The sequence below is a fragment of the Paraburkholderia sp. BL17N1 genome (genome assembly GCF_003634175.1).
Classification (GTDB): Bacteria; Pseudomonadota; Gammaproteobacteria; order Burkholderiales; family Burkholderiaceae; genus Paraburkholderia.
This window is the reverse complement of record NZ_RBIW01000001.1, coordinates 2,627,933-2,644,291: the sequence shown is the minus strand read 5'-3', so window position 1 is coordinate 2,644,291 and position 16,359 is coordinate 2,627,933. Positions and strand designations below refer to the sequence as shown.

At 64.2% G+C, this 16,359-nt stretch carries 12 protein-coding genes; 6 read left to right on the top strand and 6 right to left on the bottom strand.

Annotated features, from left to right (window positions below):
• Window positions 1–39: 39 nt before the first annotated feature.
• Window positions 40–198, bottom strand: a complete 159-nt coding sequence (locus B0G82_RS40050; RefSeq protein ID WP_166679038.1) for a hypothetical protein — start codon at window positions 196–198, stop codon at window positions 40–42.
• Between the two features lie 228 nt (window positions 199–426).
• Entirely contained in the window at window positions 427–1,365 is a 939-nt protein-coding gene (locus tag B0G82_RS11935) for a LysR family transcriptional regulator (RefSeq protein ID WP_106286393.1), read from the bottom strand.
• Between the two features lie 155 nt (window positions 1,366–1,520).
• On the opposite strand from B0G82_RS11935, the gene B0G82_RS11930 reads away from it, so the two are divergent.
• The 4 genes from B0G82_RS11930 to B0G82_RS11915 are packed head-to-tail and all read left to right on the top strand — an operon-like array spanning window position 1,521 to window position 6,402.
• Entirely contained in the window at window positions 1,521–3,101 is a 1,581-nt protein-coding gene (locus tag B0G82_RS11930; RefSeq protein ID WP_116148312.1) for an efflux transporter outer membrane subunit, read from the top strand.
• Between the two features lie 2 nt (window positions 3,102–3,103).
• Window positions 3,104–5,323, top strand: a complete 2,220-nt coding sequence (locus B0G82_RS11925) for an FUSC family protein (RefSeq protein ID WP_121307482.1) — start codon at window positions 3,104–3,106, stop codon at window positions 5,321–5,323.
• Window positions 5,313–5,513 (top strand): DUF1656 domain-containing protein, encoded by a 201-nt coding sequence (locus B0G82_RS11920; protein WP_106286390.1) that lies wholly within the window; start codon window positions 5,313–5,315, stop codon window positions 5,511–5,513. The genes B0G82_RS11925 and B0G82_RS11920 overlap by 11 nt, the downstream gene beginning before the upstream one ends.
• Window positions 5,514–5,526: 13 nt before the next feature.
• Window positions 5,527–6,402, top strand: coding sequence for an HlyD family secretion protein (locus B0G82_RS11915; protein ID WP_121307481.1), 876 nt, complete (start codon window positions 5,527–5,529; stop codon window positions 6,400–6,402).
• A gap of 223 nt (window positions 6,403–6,625) precedes the next feature.
• On the opposite strand, the gene B0G82_RS40290 is transcribed toward B0G82_RS11915, so the two are convergent.
• On the bottom strand, window positions 6,626–6,781 hold the full coding sequence (locus B0G82_RS40290) for a hypothetical protein (protein WP_206751613.1): 156 nt from the start codon (window positions 6,779–6,781) through the stop codon (window positions 6,626–6,628).
• Window positions 6,782–7,139: 358 nt separating this feature from the next.
• Entirely contained in the window at window positions 7,140–8,813 is a 1,674-nt protein-coding gene (locus B0G82_RS11910) for a methyl-accepting chemotaxis protein (protein ID WP_121307480.1), read from the bottom strand.
• A gap of 502 nt (window positions 8,814–9,315) precedes the next feature.
• Here B0G82_RS11910 and B0G82_RS11905 point away from each other — a divergent pair.
• Window positions 9,316–10,590 (top strand): MFS transporter, encoded by a 1,275-nt coding sequence (locus B0G82_RS11905; protein WP_121307479.1) that lies wholly within the window; start codon window positions 9,316–9,318, stop codon window positions 10,588–10,590.
• Between the two features lie 266 nt (window positions 10,591–10,856).
• Window positions 10,857–12,761 carry a propionate--CoA ligase gene (locus B0G82_RS11900; protein WP_121307478.1) on the top strand — a complete coding sequence of 635 codons (1,905 nt, stop codon included), beginning with the start codon at window positions 10,857–10,859 and terminating at the stop codon, window positions 12,759–12,761.
• 74 nt (window positions 12,762–12,835) lie between these two features.
• Here the strand turns inward: B0G82_RS11900 and B0G82_RS11895 are convergent, their stop codons facing one another.
• Both B0G82_RS11895 and B0G82_RS11890 read right to left on the bottom strand, forming a co-directional pair.
• Window positions 12,836–13,639, bottom strand: a complete 804-nt coding sequence (locus tag B0G82_RS11895) for a 5'-methylthioadenosine/adenosylhomocysteine nucleosidase (RefSeq protein WP_121308665.1) — start codon at window positions 13,637–13,639, stop codon at window positions 12,836–12,838.
• Window positions 13,640–13,797: 158 nt separating this feature from the next.
• Window positions 13,798–16,149 carry a UvrD-helicase domain-containing protein gene (locus B0G82_RS11890; RefSeq protein ID WP_116139883.1) on the bottom strand — a complete coding sequence of 784 codons (2,352 nt, stop codon included), beginning with the start codon at window positions 16,147–16,149 and terminating at the stop codon, window positions 13,798–13,800.
• Between the last annotated feature and the right edge of the window lie 210 nt (window positions 16,150–16,359).

The following is a 16,359-nucleotide window of genomic DNA, read 5'->3' as shown; positions in this document are numbered from 1 at the left end:
GAAAACAGGCTGCCCGCTAGCGAGGCGCCACGTCGAATCTCAACGATCGCGCCGCTGCCCCTGCAAATCCGGGCGTTCGACCTTGACCGGCACCAGTTGCGGCTGCTGTTCGCGCAGCCGGCGCAGCAAATCGCGCGACGCGGCAATCCCGATCAAGCCAAACATGACGGCCACGCCGATCATCAGATGCGTATCCATGAATCCCTCGTCCTTCTGTCGTTGCGATTTGTAGCGATTTGCCGAACCACGGCGAACTCAGCGCGTCCGGTGCGCGCGGTGTAAGACGGCAGCGCATGAACGACACGTTAGCAAATCAACCGCGCGGCAGAAGTAAGGAAATGTTGCGACGCGGCAGTTATGTAACAGGCGCTCGCGCCAACTCCCAGCGGACGTCGACAATCCTCGGAACCCGCGCACGGCGAGGCTTCAGGTCCGCGCGAACTCGCGCAACTCCTCCTGGTCCGCGGCCAGCGTGGCGGGCAATTCGTCGCGCAGGAATTCGACCCACGTGCGAATCTTGGCGTCCAGATACTGCCGCGACGGGTACAACGCGTACAGATTCATTTCCTGCGACGTGTATTCCGGCAGCAGCCAAACGAGTTCGCCCTTTCGCAAACCACTGATCGCCGAGTAGATCGGAATCAGCCCGACGCCCATGCCGCTCGATACGGCCACCGCCATGGCTTCGGCCACGTTCACCTGAAACGTCGTCGCGCCAAGAGCGATGGTTTCCTCACCGTTCGGGCCGTCGAAAGTCCACTTGTCGGTCGGGAACACCGGCGTGACCATTTGCAGACACGCGTGGCGCGAGAGGTCCGCCGGCGTTTGCGGCACGCCGTGCCGCTCCAGATAGGCAGGCGACGCGCAAGCAATGCTGAACGCGCTACCGAGCCTTTGCGACACCAGCCCCGAATCCGGCAGACCGGTGGCGAGCGTGAGCGATACGTCGAAGCCTTCGTCGAGCAGATCGGGCATGCGCTGCGCCAGCGTCAATTCGATTTGCACGTCCGGGTAACGGTCCTGATAGCGGCCGACGGCCGGCACCACATAGTGCTGGCCGAAGCTCGTCATGGCGTGGACCTTCAGCTTGCCGGACGGGCGGGCGTGGGCGTCGCTCGCCTCGGCTTCCGCCTGGTCCACGTACGCGAGGATCTGCTCGCAGCGCTGCAGGTAGCGTTCGCCGGCCTCGGTCAGCGCGATGCGGCGCGTGGTGCGGTTCAACAGGCGCGTGCGCAGATGTGCTTCGAGATCGGACACCGCGCGCGACGCGTAGGCCGTGGTCGTATTCAGATGCTGCGCGGCGCCCGTGAAGCTGCCCGCTTCGACGACACGGACAAATACGCGCATGTTTTGAAGCGTATCCATAACTTTCCCTAGTAATCTGAGGCGATTGTTACACGATTCGCAAAGGCGATTGTCTCATATCTCGTAAAAATGCCTTGCATCTTTACCGGTTATTCCCCAATCAATCAAAAAATATAATGACGCACATGCTTCTATAGTCAATTTTGGAGGAAATCGTGCAGTCTCCGGTACAGAAAGGGATCGCCGCAGCCGCGGTTCTTACGATCCTATTAACAATCGCCGGCTGTGCAAGTACCGGAGGCGTCGCGCCGCAGGCCAGCGGAATCGAACCCGCTTCGCTCGACGCGGGCAACGCGATCCGCGCGGCCAATGCGGACGCCCAATGGCCCGCGGTCGACTGGTGGCGCGCCTATAACGATCCACAGCTGAACCAATGGATCGAAGACGCGCAAACGGGCAACCCCAGCCTCGCCGCCGCCCAGGCGCGCGTGCGCGAAGCCATGTCGATGGCCGGCGTGGCCCGCGCGGCGCTGTCGCCGCAAGTCAACGGCAGCCTGTCGATCCAGCGCCAGAAGTGGGCCGACAATCTTTACTACGGCCCGGGCCCGCTGGCCGGCGAGCAATCGTGGAACAACACCGGCACGCTCGGCCTGTCGTATCACCTCGACATCTGGGGCAAGGACAAGAACGCCGCCGAGCGCGCTTTGGACGCCGCGCACGCGAGTTCGGCGGATGCCCGCGCTGCCCAGCTCGAACTGGAAGGCAACGTGGTGCGCACGTACATCGAGATGTCGCTGAACTACGCGCTGCTCGACATCGCCAAGGCTACCTTGCAGCAACAGCAGCAAATCGCGGATCTGGCCAACCGGCGTCTGAAAGGCGGCATCGGCACGCAGCTCGAAGTGAGCCAGGCCGAAACGCCGCTGCCGGAATACGAACGCCAGATCGACGAAATCGAAGAAAAGATCGCGCTCGGCCGCAACCAGCTGGCCGCGCTGGCCGGCAAGGGTCCGGGCGCGGGCGATTCGATCCAGCGCCCGAGCCTGTCGCTCGAGATGGGGCCTGCCGGCTTGCCGAGCGCGTTGCCCGCGGACCTGATCGGCCATCGGCCGGACGTGGTCGCGGCGCGCTGGACGGTCGCGGCGCAAGCGCGCGGCATCGATGTCGCCAAGGCGGACTTCTACCCGGACATCAACCTGCTGGCGTCGATCGGCGGTTATGCGGCGATGGGGCCGCTGTTCCAGTTCCTGAAGAGTCCGTCGCATAGCTGGAGCGCGGGGCCGGCGCTGTCGCTGCCGATCCTCGATGGCGGACGGCTGCGTTCGCAACTCGGCGCGGCGTCGGCGGGCTATGACGAGGCCGTCGAGAGCTATAACCAGTCGATTGTCGGCGCGCTCAAGGACATTTCCGACCAGGTGATCCGCATCCGTTCGCTCGCCACGCAGGCCGAGGATGCCGACCGTTCGGTCGCGGCGGCCCGCAAGAATTACGATTTGTCGCGCGAAGGATATCGGCGCGGCCTGACCGATTATCTGAACGTGCTCATCGCGCAGAACCAGTTGCTGCGCGCGCAGGAAGGCGTGGCGAAGATTCAGGCCGAGCGGCTGGGCGCGCATGCGTCGCTGGTGACGGCGTTGGGCGGGGGACTTGACGACCCGGCTAACGGTCCCCAGGCGAATGAGACGCTGCCGGCGCATGGGAAGGGGAAAGTGGCGAGTTCGGCTGTTGGCGTTTTGCCGGCGAACGCGTCGGCGAGCACTAATGCCGCTGCCCGGCCGTCTAAGTCAGGAAGCTGATCATGTCCGCCTCCCCTGCTTCCGCGTCGCGGTCGGCGTTTACAGCGAAGTTCGCCGCGTTCTACGCGGCCGCCGCCGACTGGGCCCGCAACGACGGCCTTACGTGGATCTACCTCTTCAAAGCGCTCGCCGCCTGCTTCCTCGCGCTCGGCGTCGCAATGAAACTTGACCTGCCGCAGCCGCGCACCGCGATGACCACCGTATTCATCGTGATGCAGCCGCAAAGCGGCATGGTGTTCGCCAAAAGCTTCTACCGGATCTGCGGCACCCTCGTCGGTCTCGTCGTGATGCTCGCCTTGATCGGCCTGTTCGCGCAGCAGCCCGAACTGTTCATCGTCACGACCGCCATCTGGGTCGGCATCTGCACCGCCGGCGCCGCGCGCAACCGCAACTTCCGCTCGTACGGTTTCGTGCTGGCCGGCTATACCGCCGCGCTGATCGGCATACCCGCCTCGCAACATCCGGACGGCGCGTTTCTGAGCGCCCTCACGCGGGTGGCGGAAGTGGTGGTCGGCATCGTCTGCGCGGGCGCGGTGAGCGGCCTCGTGTTTCCGCAGTACGCCGGCTTGCAGATCCGCGGCACCGTGCGTGCGCGGTTCTCGGCGTTCGTCGAGTATGTGTCGGCGTCACTTGCCGGCCGCAACGACCGCGCGCAGATCGAAGCGACCAATGCGCGCTTTGTCGCCGACATCGTCGGTTTCGAAGCGGCGCGCAGCGTGGCCGTGTTCGAAGGCCCCGCTTCGCGCATGCGTGGCGGCCGTCTTGCGCGCCTGAACAGCGAGTTCATGACCGCGTCGACGCGCTTTCACGCGCTGCATCAGTTGATGAACCGCTTGCGCAACACGAACACCAGCGGCGCGGCCACCGCGATCGACGCGCTCGAACCGTACTTCAAGGAAATCGCCCCGCTGCTCGCGAAGTCCGGCGAACCCGTGCTGAGCGCCGCCGATGCCGCGCATGCCGCCGCGCAACTCGAGGCCTACAAAGCCGAGTTGCCCAAGCGCGTGCGCGCGACGCGCGCGGAACTGGAAGTGCATCCCGAGGCGCCGCTGCTCGACTTCGACACCGGCGCCGAACTGCTGTACCGCTTCATCGACGATCTGCATGCGTACGCGGCCACCTACGCGTCGCTTGCCGTCGATACGCATGAGCGCGAGCGCTGGATCGAACGTTACGAACCGAAGACGAATGCGATCGCGGCGGGCGTCGCGGGCGTGCGCGCCGCCATCGTGATGATGGCGCTCGGCGCGTTCTGGATCGCGACCGCGTGGCCGAGCGGTTCGACCTTGACGCTGAATGCCGCGGCGATTTGCGCGCTGGCGTCGTCATCGCCGAATCCGAAGCGCACCGCCTTCCAGATGGCCGGCGGCACACTGGTCGCCACGGTGATGGGCATGATCGCGGTGTACGGTGTGTTTCCGCACATCGACGGCTTTCCGCTGCTGTGCGCCGCGCTCACGCCGTTCCTGCTGCTCGGCGTGTTCATGACGACGCGTCCCGCGCTGGCCGGCTATGGCGTCGGCTACTGCATCTTCTTCTGCTTTCTTGCCGGCCCGGACAACGTGATTCACTACGACCCGAGCGCGTTCATGAACGATGCGATGGCGCTGGTGCTGTCCATGCTGGTGTCGTCGATCGCGTTCGCCGTGCTGCTGCCGCCTTCGACGCCGTGGCTGCGCAACCGCCTGCTGGTGGATCTGCGCCGCCAGGTCGTGCTGGCGAGCCGCGCGGGCCTGCGCCGCGTGAGGTCGCGCTTCGAGAGCGGCGCGCGCGATCTGATGTTTCAGATCAATGCGCTCGCTCAGAACGAGCCCGAGCTCAAACGCGACACCTTGCGCTGGCTCTTCTCGGTGCTCGAAGTGGGCAACGCGATGATCGACCTGCGCCGCGAAGTGACGGCGCTACCCGCCGACGCGCGCTATGCCCGGTCGATGCCGTGGCGTGTCGCGTTGCGTTCGATGTGCGATGCACTGGCCGCGCTCTTCGAGCGGCCGCGTGAAGACCGCTTCGACCGCGCGCTGGCAGCGACCTCCGATGCGATCGCTGCCGTCCAGCAGATGCTGGCCACTTTCACGCCGCCGCGTGAAGAGCGGCATCGGCTGCAACGCATTTTGAGTCAACTGCATTTCATTCGTACCGCGCTGCTCGATCCGCAATCGCCGCTTGAACCGCTGATGAGCGAACGTGTCGACGCGTCAGAAGGAGTTCTTCATGCCACGTGATATCGCCGTTTTCGACGCCTACGTGCCGGCCATCGTGCTGCTGTTTATCGCAGGCGCCGCGCTCACCTGGATGTTGGACCGCGTGATCGCCTATACGGGTTTGTATCGCGTGGTGTGGCATCCGTCCTTGTTCCGGGCCAGCTTGCTCGTGTGTGTGTGCGGCGTGCTGGGTCTCGCCGTTTATCGTTGATCAGAGTCGAAACATGACCATCCGAAATCTTGTGGGCTTCGTCGCGACAGCCGTCATTTTTATCGTCGCGATTTTGATTGGACGCGTGCTGTGGGTTCATTACATGGACGAACCCTGGACACGCGATGGGCGCGTGCGCGCCGAGATCGTGAATGTCGCGCCGGATGTTTCCGGCGCGGTTGTGGATCTGCCTGTGAAGGACAATCAACTGGTGAAGAAGGGCGATCTGTTGATGCAGATCGATCCGTCGCACTATGAGATTGCGGTTGAGCAGGCGCAGGCTGCGGTGGCGGCGCGAAAGGCCGAGTTGCAGATGAAGCGCGATGATGCGCAGCGGCGCGCGGATATGGATGCTTTGGTTGTGTCCAAGGAGAGCCGGGAGAATGCGACTCATACGGCTTCGGCTGCGGAGGCTTCCTATCAGCAGGCTTTGGCGGCTCTCGATGCGGCCAAGTTGAATCTTTTGCGGACGCGGGTGGTGTCGCCGGTGGATGGTTACGTCACCAACCTCAGCGTGTTTCGCGGCGATTATGCGACGGCGGGTTCGGCCAAGCTGGCGATTGTCGATAGTCACTCGTTCTGGGTGTATGGGTACTTTGAGGAGACCAAGCTTCCTCATGTTCGGGTCGGGGATAAGGCTGAAGTTCGGTTGATGAGCGGTGGCACCTTGCAAGGGCACGTGGAAAGTATTTCTCGTGGCATCTATGACCGCGACAATCCGGAAAGCCGCGAATTGCTCGCCGATGTGAATCCGACTTTCAACTGGGTGCGCCTGGCGCAGCGCGTGCCTGTGCGAGTAAAAATTGATTCGGTTCCCGAAGATGTTGTGTTGGCTGCCGGGATTACTTGCACTGTTGTTGTTACACCCGGAATTCGGAAGGCTGGGTGAGTTGTTCGGATTTCTAAGTGGTTGGCCTTTCCTTGTTTTGCTGGCGGTCTATTAGCGTTGCCCCTGTGCGGGGCGGCACCTACTTCTCTTTGCCGCCGCAAAGAGAAGTAGGCAAGAGAAAGCGGCTCACACCGCTAATTCTTAAGCGGGTCTCTCGCGCAGTCGCGGTAGTGGCGCATCTGGAATCCGTGTTCTCGCACACTCCGCGTCAGTGACAAGGCGCTCATTCTTCCGGCGGCGCTGCGCGCGCCGTCGCGGTCGTTCCGCACGCAATCGCACTGGCTATTTTCGGATTTTCAATAGTTTGCAATCCAAAATTTAAGATGCTGAACGGCTGGCTAAATCCATGCAGTAAATTTGGCAGCCCGTCTTCTTTCACCCGCCCAAACCAGGGCGAAGCTGATAGCCCCACCGCGCGCATGCGCACCCACTGTTTTCAGGCAGACCGCTCCGACTAGCGCGCAGCGCGAGGCGGGAAGAATGAGTCCCTTGTCACTTACGCGGAATGTGCGAGAACACGGATTCCAGATGCGCCACTACCGCGACTGCGCGAGAGACCCGCTTAAGAACTGGCGGTGTGAGCCGCTTTCTCTTGCCTACTTCTCTTTGCGGCGGCAAAGAGAAGTAGGTGCCGCCCCGCACAGGGGCAACGCTAATAGACCACCAGCAAAACAAGGAAAGGCCAACACCCTAAGCATTCCAAAACAACCCCACCCGCCAGGGCACCCCCCCCAAACTCACAACCTGAATTTCCCAACCATCGCCTTCAGACCTCGCGCCTGATCGTCCAACGACCTGGCCGCCGCCGTCGCCTGCTCCACCAACGCCGCATTCTGCTGCGTCCCGGAATCCATCTGCGTCACGGCAAGGTTGATCTCTTCGATCCCCGCGCTTTGCTCGGAAGAAGCCGCCGAAATCTCGCCCATGATGTCGGTCACGCGCTTCACCGCCTTGACCACTTCATCCATGGTTTGTCCGGCGTCCTGAGCCAGGGTCGAGCCATTGCTCACGCGCTCCACAGAAGTACTGATCAAGCCTTTGATCTCCTTGGCAGCCGCAGCGCTCCGCTGAGCCAGATTCCGCACCTCGGCAGCGACAACAGAAAATCCCCGCCCTTCCTCACCCGCCCGCGCAGCCTCGACCGCCGCGTTCAGCGCCAGAATATTGGTCTGAAACGCAATCCCTTCGATCACCCCGATGATGTCGCCGATACTGCGCGCGCTATCGTTGATATCGTTCATCGTCGCGACCACGCGGCTCACCACCGCGCCGCCCTTCTCCGCGATCTCCGACGCGTTGTTGGCCAGCGTGCTCGCCTGCTTCGCGTTATCGGCGTTCTGGCGAACCGTCGACGTCAACTGCTCCATACTGCTAGCGGTGCGCTCGAGCGCCATCGCCTGCTGCTCGGTGCGCTGTGACAGGTCGAGATTACCCATCGAAATCTCACCGGATGCCGTCGCAATCGCATCCGCGCTCGACGCGATATCGGCGACTGTGGTCGCGAGCCCGCTTTGCATGTCGTGCAGCGCGTACAGCATGCTCGACTTGTCCTTGCGACCGAGCGCGATCTCGGCCGACAGATCACCGGCCGCGATCCGGCTGGCGATTTCCTTCGCATACGCCGGCTCGCCGCCGAGCTGGCCGGCGAGGCGCCGGACCACCCACTCGCTGATGCCGAACGCGAGCACGATCAGCCCAAGCGTCGCCACCGCGATCATCACGAACGACGAGTGGTAAATAAAGCCCGACGCCTCGATGGTCGCCTTGGCCGCGGTGCCGCGCTGCGCGACGAGCTCGTCGACCATTTTTTCCAGCTTGCCGGTCTCGACCAGCATCGACACGTCCTGCGTGCCGACCTGCCAGTTCATCTGCGAGAGATCGAGCGGCTGCGCTTTCACGAGCGTCACGAAGTCGCGCAGATGCGCACTCCACACCGTCACGGCAGCGGCGAATTTCTTCTGCTGATCGACGGCCTTCGCGTCGGACGTGTCGACGTACTGTTGCAGCGTGCCGAGTTGCGCGGCGAGACCGCTCAGGCCCGCTTCGATGTCGGTGCCGAGTTCATCGCGCTCTTTCGCGGTGGTCGCGGTGAGCAGCATTTTTTGCGCGCGGCTCGCACGTAGCATGTAGCCGCGCGCTTCTTCCGCGGCGCGGCTGGCGACGTGTCCCTGATCGTAGATGGATTGAGCGGACGCATTCAGACGGCTGATCTGGGTCAGCGAGAACACGCCGATCAACAGCGTACCGATCAGCAGCACGGCAAACGCGAGGCGCAACATCGCCTTCACCGACAAACCCTTGAGCCTTACCGCCCGCGAGCGGCTGCTCTGGCCACGCGGCGGCTGGCCCGCCGCTTCTCCCTGCGCAACGAATCCCGCACCCGTCTGGCTGCCCAGCGAAACTGCTTTCATATTCCCCGTCCCCACGTTTAGAACTGCCGGAAAGGTCGGTTCCGGCATTGCTTCTTATCTCTCCGGGTCTACGGCAAGAACGCCCGCGATCTTTAACGTCGCTCGCGAAATGCCGGCCGGCTTTCGCCGCAAGTGTCGCCCGGTCCTCGACGCGCCGCTTTGTGAGCCGCGCGCCCGCGACCGTTTTATACATGGCCAAAAATCGCCGGTCGGCATATATCGGCCGCCTTGCCAGCCGCGCGCGATCGTGGCAGCACACGCGTGCCCGGCACCGTCGAGGTGCGCACGGTTCCCGGTTTCGGCGCACAGTCTCTGGCCCTCACCAGCAGCGCGTGTCCGATTCGCGACAAAACTTGTCCTTACAATTCGGTCAGGCCACATTAAACTTCGACGAATAGTTGCCGATGCAAAACGCCGCGTCGAAATGCCGCAGCGTTGGAAGGCTTGCTCAAACAGCGCCTTGCTGGCTTCAGATCTCTCATTGTTCTCACTCATCTAGCGTATGGAAACGAGCCTCGATAAAAGCGCCCTCGCCGGCGCGCCAGCCGGAGCTGGCACGGCAACAGGAACCGGCGCGGGCAGCGCCGCGCAACCCGCCGCCAAGGTGCAGCGCACGGTCTACTCCGTGCTCGGCGCGATCAGCTTCTCGCACCTGCTCAACGACATGATCCAGTCGTTGATTCTGGCGATCTACCCGATGCTGAAGGACAACTTCTCGCTGTCGTTCGGCCAGATCGGCCTGATCACGCTGACCTATCAGATCACCGCGTCGCTGCTGCAACCGCTCGTCGGCAGTTACACGGACAAGCATCCGAAGCCGTATTCGCTGCCCGTCGGCATGGGCTTCACGCTCGCGGGTCTGCTGCTGATGTCGGTCGCGCCCAGCTTCGGCGTGCTGCTGGTGGCGGCCGCGCTGGTCGGCTGCGGTTCGTCGGTGTTCCATCCGGAATCGTCGCGGGTCGCGCGCATGGCGTCCGGCGGCCGTCATGGGCTCGCACAGTCGCTGTTTCAGGTGGGCGGCAACGCGGGTTCGTCGCTCGGGCCGCTGCTCGCCGCATTGATCGTGATTCCGCACGGCCAACGCAGCATCGCGTGGTTTTCGGTGGCGGCGCTCGTTGCGATCGTCGTGCTGACGCAGATCGGCCGCTGGTACAAGGCGCATCCGTCGGTGAAGAAGGCGCGCAGCGTCGCCGGTCACGCCACGCTCTCGCGCAACAAGGTCATGTTCGCGATGGGCGTGCTGATCCTGCTGGTGTTCTCGAAGTACTTTTATCTCGCGAGCATCAACAGCTACTTCACGTTCTATCTGATCGACAAGTTCCATCTGCCGGTGCAGGCCGCGCAGGTCCATCTGTTCGTGTTCCTCGCGGCTGTCGCGGCGGGCACGGTGATCGGCGGTCCGATCGGCGACAAGATCGGCCGCAAGTACGTGATCTGGGTGTCGATCCTCGGCGTGGCGCCGTTCACGCTGCTGTTGCCGTATGCCAATCTGTTCTGGACCGGCGTGCTGACGGTGATCATCGGCGTGGTGCTCGCCTCGGCGTTCTCGGCGATCCTCGTGTATGCGCAGGAGTTGATCCCCGGCAAGGTGGGCATGGTCGCGGGCCTCTTCTTCGGCTTCGCGTTCGGCATGGGCGGGATCGGCGCGGCGGTGCTCGGGCAACTGGCCGATGCCACCAGCATCACGTACGTCTACAAGGTCTGCTCGTTCCTGCCGCTGATCGGCGTGCTGACGGTGTTCCTGCCGGATGTGGAAGGCAAGCGCGCGAAGGCGTGAGGGCCGACTGACCGCAGGTCTGGTGAAAAAGGCGCTTCGGCGCCTTTTTCTTTGTCTGTGCGAGAGGCCGGCGACTACGGCGCAATGTCGGAAGCGCGACTCCTCACCAATCCGACACCACGCCGCGCCGCTCATGGTGAACCCGCGTTGTCCGCCGAGCCACGCCTGCTCTATGCTTGTGCGGACACACGCCCTGCTCTCGCGCCGCGCCACACGGCCGCACGACCCGACATCCGTTCACCCACGCAGCAGAAGGATCGCCGCAGATGACAAGCTATCGCGACTTCCACCGCCGTTCGATCGAAGACCCCGAAGGATTCTGGCGCGACGAAGCGCGGCGCATCCACTGGCACACGCCGTTCGACACCGTGCTCGACCGTTCGAATCCGCCGTTCGCGCGCTGGTTTGGCGGCGGCCGCACGAACCTGTGCCATAACGCGGTGGACCGACATCTGGCCGAGCGCGCGCAGCAGAACGCGCTGGTGTATGTGTCGACGGAAACCGGCATCGAGCGGCGCTACACTTACGCCGAACTGTACGGCGAGGTCAACCGGATGGCGGCGGTCATGCGCTCGCTCGGCGTGAAGCGCGGCGACGTGGTGCTGCTCTATCTGCCGATGATCCCCGAGGCCCTGTTCGCGATGCTCGCCTGCGCGCGGCTCGGCGCGATTCACTCGGTGGTGTTCGGCGGCTTCGCCGCGCCGAATCTCGCGGCCCGCATCGACGACGCGAAGCCGGTGCTGATCGTCACCGCCGACGCCGGCGCGCGCGGCGGCAAGGTGATCGACTACACGCCGCTGATGGACGAAGCGCTCGCCCGCGCGAAACACAAGACGCCGCATGTCCTGCTGATCGACCGGCAACTCGCGCCCGAGCGGCTCAATGCCAGTTATCTCGTCCCCTACGAACCGTTGCGCGAGCAGTTTTTCGACGCCCATGTGCCGTGCGAGTGGCTCGAATCGAACGAGCCGTCCTACGTGCTGTACACGTCGGGCACGACCGGCAAGCCGAAGGGCGTGCAACGCGATGTCGGCGGCTACGCGGTCGCGCTGGCGGCGTCGATGGAGCACATCTTTCAGGGCAAGCCGGGCGACGTGATGTTCACCGCGTCGGACGTGGGCTGGGTGGTCGGCCACAGCTATATCGTCTACGCGCCGTTGCTCGCGGGCCTCACCACCGTGATGTACGAAGGTACGCCGATCCGTCCGGACGGCGGCATCTGGTGGCGTCTCGTCGCCCATCACCGGATCAATCTGATGTTCACCGCGCCGACCGCTTTGCGCGTGCTGAAGAAGCAGGATCCGGCGCTGCTGAAGCAAGCCGACCTGACGAGCCTGCGCGCGCTGTTCCTCGCCGGCGAGCCGCTCGACGAACCGACCGCCGCCTGGATCGCCGGCGCGCTCGGCAAGCCGGTGATCGACAACTACTGGCAGACCGAAACCGGTTGGCCGATGCTGGCGATTCCACGCGGCGTCGAAGCACTGCCGACCAGGCTTGGCTCGCCGGGCGTGCCGTCGGCGGGATTCAATCTGACCCTGCGCAACGAGTTGAGCGGCGAGCCCTGCCCGCCCGGCGAAAAGGGCGTGCTGACGCTGGACTATCCGCTGCCGCCGGGTTGCATGTCGACGGTATGGGGCGATGACAAACGCTTCGTCAGCACCTACTGGTCGAGCATTCCGAACCAGCAGGTCTATTCGACCTTCGACTGGGGCGTGCAGGACGAAGACGGCTACGTGACGATCCTCGGCCGTACCGACGACGTGATCAACGTCGCCGGCCACCGGCTCGGCACGCGCGAGATCGAGGAAGCGCTGTCGAGCCACGCGGCCGTCGCGGAAGTGGCGGTGGTCGGCGTAACGGATCCGGTGAAGGGTCAGGCGGCGATGGCCTTCGTGGTGCTGCGCGACGCGCAGGCTTACGCGGACACGAAAAAGCGCAGCAAACTGGAAAGCGAACTCACGGCGACGGTAGACCGCCAGCTTGGTGCGATTGCGCGGCCGTCACGAGTCGTGGTGGTGTCGATGCTGCCGAAGACACGCTCCGGCAAGCTGCTGCGCCGCGCGATCGCGGCGCTCGCCGAGGGACGCGAGCCGGGCGATCTGCCGACAATCGAAGATCCGGCGGCGTTGCAGCAGGTGCGCGAGGCATTGGACGACGCCGGGGGGAAATAGCTTGCAAGGCTGCGGCGGGGGCTGAAGCGCGGGTTGTTATCAATGCGTCGACATGCGCGCCACGACGCCGGCCGTCAGATTGTCGAACTGCGTGCTTCTAAAAACCGCGTCAGAATCGCGTTCGAATACGTGCCCGCGATCGCCGTGAGAAACGACACGAAAGACTCGGGCGCGTGATCGTCCGCGGTATCTGAAACGGTACGCACGACCGCGCACGGCACGCCGTATTCGTAACAGACCTGCGCGATCGCCGCGCCTTCCATTTCCACGGCGAGCGCATCCGGCAATGCCTCGCGCAAGGCCTGAACGCCTGCGGCGCTGGCCACGAACTGATCGCCGCTGATGATCAGACCGCGATGCACGCGCGGCTCACGCGTGCCGAAACGCGCCGCCGAGGCCGCGCCCTCTTCCGCGACGAACCGCTCGCAGGCCGCGGCGAGTTGATCGGCGAGCGCCGCATCGGCGTCGAAGCGCGAGATGCCCAGCAACGGCACTTCGAAACGCGGAAACAGCGGCGATGCGTCGAGATCGTGCTGCAACAGCGCGTCGGCGACCACGATGTCACCCACCCGCACCTCGCGCCCCACGCCGCCTGCCACGCCCGTGAAGACGATCGCCTCGACGTCGAATGCATGGATCAGCGCGCTGACCGTGGCCGCCGCCGCGACCTTGCCGACGCGCGCCAGCGTTACGACACACGGCGCCCCGTGGACGCTGCCCAGGTGATAGTCGCGCTGACCGTGCGTGATCGTGCGCACGCCGGACTCGGCGCGCATTGCTTCGATCAGATCGCCAAGTTCTTGCGGCAACGCCGCCAGAATCCCGAGCGGCCGATGCGAAACCGGCGTGCCGCCGCGGTTCGGATCGATCGCGGACATGCTTGCGGCTGACGGGTCACCCACCACAGCTGGCGTGCCGGCAGCTTCCACGCCGTGAGCCTCGACGCCCACCGTTCCAGCGCCATGCGCCTCTTTGCCCGCCGCGTCGACGCCAGATGCCCCGACGCCCGCGCCCGGCGCGCCTGCGCCCGTGCCGCTCATTCCACCGCCTGCAATTTAGCGACCGCGAGCGCCAGCCATTTCTCGCCGTGCCGCTTGAACTTGACCTGTGCTTTCGCGTCGGTGCCGCCGCCTTCGAGCGCGGTGATCGTGCCTTCGCCGAACTTGGTGTGGAACACCTGCTGGCCGACGCGGAAACCCGTTTCAGCCGCACGCTGTTCGTTCGCGAACGCAGGCAACTGCGCGGGCGTGGACGACGCGGGCCCGGTATAACCCGGCCGCGCGAACCAGTCGCGCCCATAACCCGCGTTGTCAGAGCGGCCGCCCCAACGCGCGCCCGCCTCGACCTTCGGCGTGAGCCACTTGAGCGTTTCCTGCGGCAGTTCGTCGAAGAAACGCGAGCGGATGTTGTAGCGGGTCTGGCCGTGCAGCATGCGGCTCTGCGCAAACGACAGATACAGCCGCTCCTTGGCGCGCGTGATCGCCACGTACATCAGGCGGCGCTCTTCTTCCAGACCGTCCGATTCCATCGCGCTGTTTTCGTGCGGGAACAGCCCCTCTTCCAGACCGGTGATGAACACCGCCGTGAACTCGAGGCCCTTCGCCGCGTGCACCGTCATCAGTTGCACGGCTTCCTGCCCGGCTTGCGCCTGGTTGTCGCCCGCCTCCAGCGATGCGTGCGACAGGAAGCCGGCGAGCGGCGTCATCGTGTCCGGGTTTTGCGCCGGGTCGGCGATGCCGGGCGCGTCGAGCACGACGGTATTCGGATCGTCGGTGGCGACGGCCAGTTCGGGCGCGGCGGTCGCGCCCGGACGCAGCGGGATGGAGCGCGCCGGCGTGTCCATGCCGTAGCCCTCTTCGCTGACGAACGCGGCGGCCGCGTTGACCAGTTCCTGCAAGTTCTCCAGCCGGTCCTGGCCTTCGCGTTCGTTCTGATAGAACTCCGAGAGGCCGCTCGTGCGCACCACGTATTCGACGGTTTCCGGCAGGCTCATCTGCTGCGTTTCCGCGCGCATCTTGCCGATCAGATTGGCGAAGCCCGCGAGGCTCGAACCCGCCTTGCCCGCCACGTACGGAATCGCCGCGGCCATCGAGCAGTTGTACTGACGCGCCGCGTCCGCGAGTTGCTCGATGGAGCGTGCACCGATGCCGCGCGTCGGAAAATTGACGACGCGTGCGAACGCGGTGTCGTCGTTCGGATTGTCGATCAGGCGCAGATAGGCGAGCGCGTGCTTGACTTCCTGGCGCTCGAAAAAGCGCAAGCCGCCGTACACGCGATACGCGATACCCGCGTTGACCAGCGTGTGTTCGATCGTGCGCGACTGCGCGTTGCTGCGGTAGAGAATCGCGACTTCGCTACGCGACGTGCCGGTGCTGATCAGCGCCTTAATCTCCTCGACGATCCAGCCGGCTTCCTGCGAATCGGTCGCGGATTCATACACGCGAACCGGTTCACCGTGACCCGCGTCGGTGCGCAGATTCTTGCCAAGCCGGCGCGAATTGTTGGCGATGAGCTGATTGGCCGCGTCGAGAATATGGCCATGCGAGCGGTAGTTCTGCTCGAGCTTGATCAGATGGCGAACATTGAACTCGTGTTCGAAGTCGCGCATGTTGCCGACGTTCGCGCCACGGAAGGCGTAGATCGACTGGTCGTCGTCGCCGACGGCGAAGATCGAGTTGGTCTGGCCCGCCAGCATCTTGAGCCAAGCGTACTGCAGCTTGTTGGTGTCCTGGAACTCGTCGACCAGAATGTGACGGAAACGCGCTTGGTAGTGGGCGCGCAGCGGCGGATTGTGCGCGAGCAGTTCGTAGCAGCGCAGCAGCAGTTCCGGAAAGTCGACTACTCCTTCGCGCTGACATTGCTGGTCGTAGGCTTCGTAGAGTTCGACGAATTTTCGGTTGAAGTTGTCGGTCGCGTCGACGTCTTTCGGCCGCAGGCCCTGTTCCTTCGCGTTGTTGATGAAGTACTGGAGATTTTTCGCCGGGTACTTTTCGTCGTCGATGTTGAGGCCCTTCATCAGACGCTTGATGGCGGACAGCTGGTCGGCGGTATCGAGAATCTGGAAAGTGGCCGGCAGTCCGGCGTCGCGGTGATGCGCGCGCAGCATGCGGTTACACAGGCCGTGGAAGGTGCCGATCCACATGCCGCGCGTGTCGATCGGCAGGAGCGCCGACAGACGCGACATCATTTCGCGGGCGGCTTTGTTGGTGAAGGTCACCGCCAGAATCGTGGCGGGCGATGCCAAGCCGTGCTGGATGAGCCACGCGATGCGGGTGATCAGAACGCGGGTCTTGCCGCTGCCCGCGCCGGCGAGAATGAGGGCGGGCTCGTTGGGGAGCGTGACGGCGGCGTGTTGTTCGGGGTTTAGATTGGCTAGCAGGTCGGGCATTTTTTCGGAAGGGCGGCGGGTCGTTCGACATTATATGCCCCTGACGGGGGGGCGATTTTTTGCCTGCTTGGCGGGGTGGGTTGGTTTGTGGTGCTTGGGTTTTTTGTTGGGCTTTTTTTGCGGTCACTGGAGGTGGGTTTGCTTGCTGGGTGGGCCTTTTCTTGAAATCTTTGTGGTTTATTGGCGTTGCCCCTGTGCGGGGCAATGCTC

Coding starts and splice junctions, on each gene's coding strand:
- B0G82_RS11920 (WP_106286390.1), top strand. CDS start 5,313: ATGCCACGTGATATCGCCGTTTTCGACGCCTACGTGCCGGCCATCGTG.
- B0G82_RS11935 (WP_106286393.1), bottom strand. CDS start 1,365: ATGGATACGCTTCAAAACATGCGCGTATTTGTCCGTGTCGTCGAAGCG.
- B0G82_RS11890 (WP_116139883.1), bottom strand. CDS start 16,149: ATGCCCGACCTGCTAGCCAATCTAAACCCCGAACAACACGCCGCCGTC.
- B0G82_RS11925 (WP_121307482.1), top strand. CDS start 3,104: ATGTCCGCCTCCCCTGCTTCCGCGTCGCGGTCGGCGTTTACAGCGAAG.
- B0G82_RS40050 (WP_166679038.1), bottom strand. CDS start 198: ATGGATACGCATCTGATGATCGGCGTGGCCGTCATGTTTGGCTTGATC.
- B0G82_RS11900 (WP_121307478.1), top strand. CDS start 10,857: ATGACAAGCTATCGCGACTTCCACCGCCGTTCGATCGAAGACCCCGAA.
- B0G82_RS11895 (WP_121308665.1), bottom strand. CDS start 13,639: ATGTCCGCGATCGATCCGAACCGCGGCGGCACGCCGGTTTCGCATCGG.
- B0G82_RS11915 (WP_121307481.1), top strand. CDS start 5,527: ATGACCATCCGAAATCTTGTGGGCTTCGTCGCGACAGCCGTCATTTTT.
- B0G82_RS11905 (WP_121307479.1), top strand. CDS start 9,316: ATGGAAACGAGCCTCGATAAAAGCGCCCTCGCCGGCGCGCCAGCCGGA.
- B0G82_RS11910 (WP_121307480.1), bottom strand. CDS start 8,813: ATGAAAGCAGTTTCGCTGGGCAGCCAGACGGGTGCGGGATTCGTTGCG.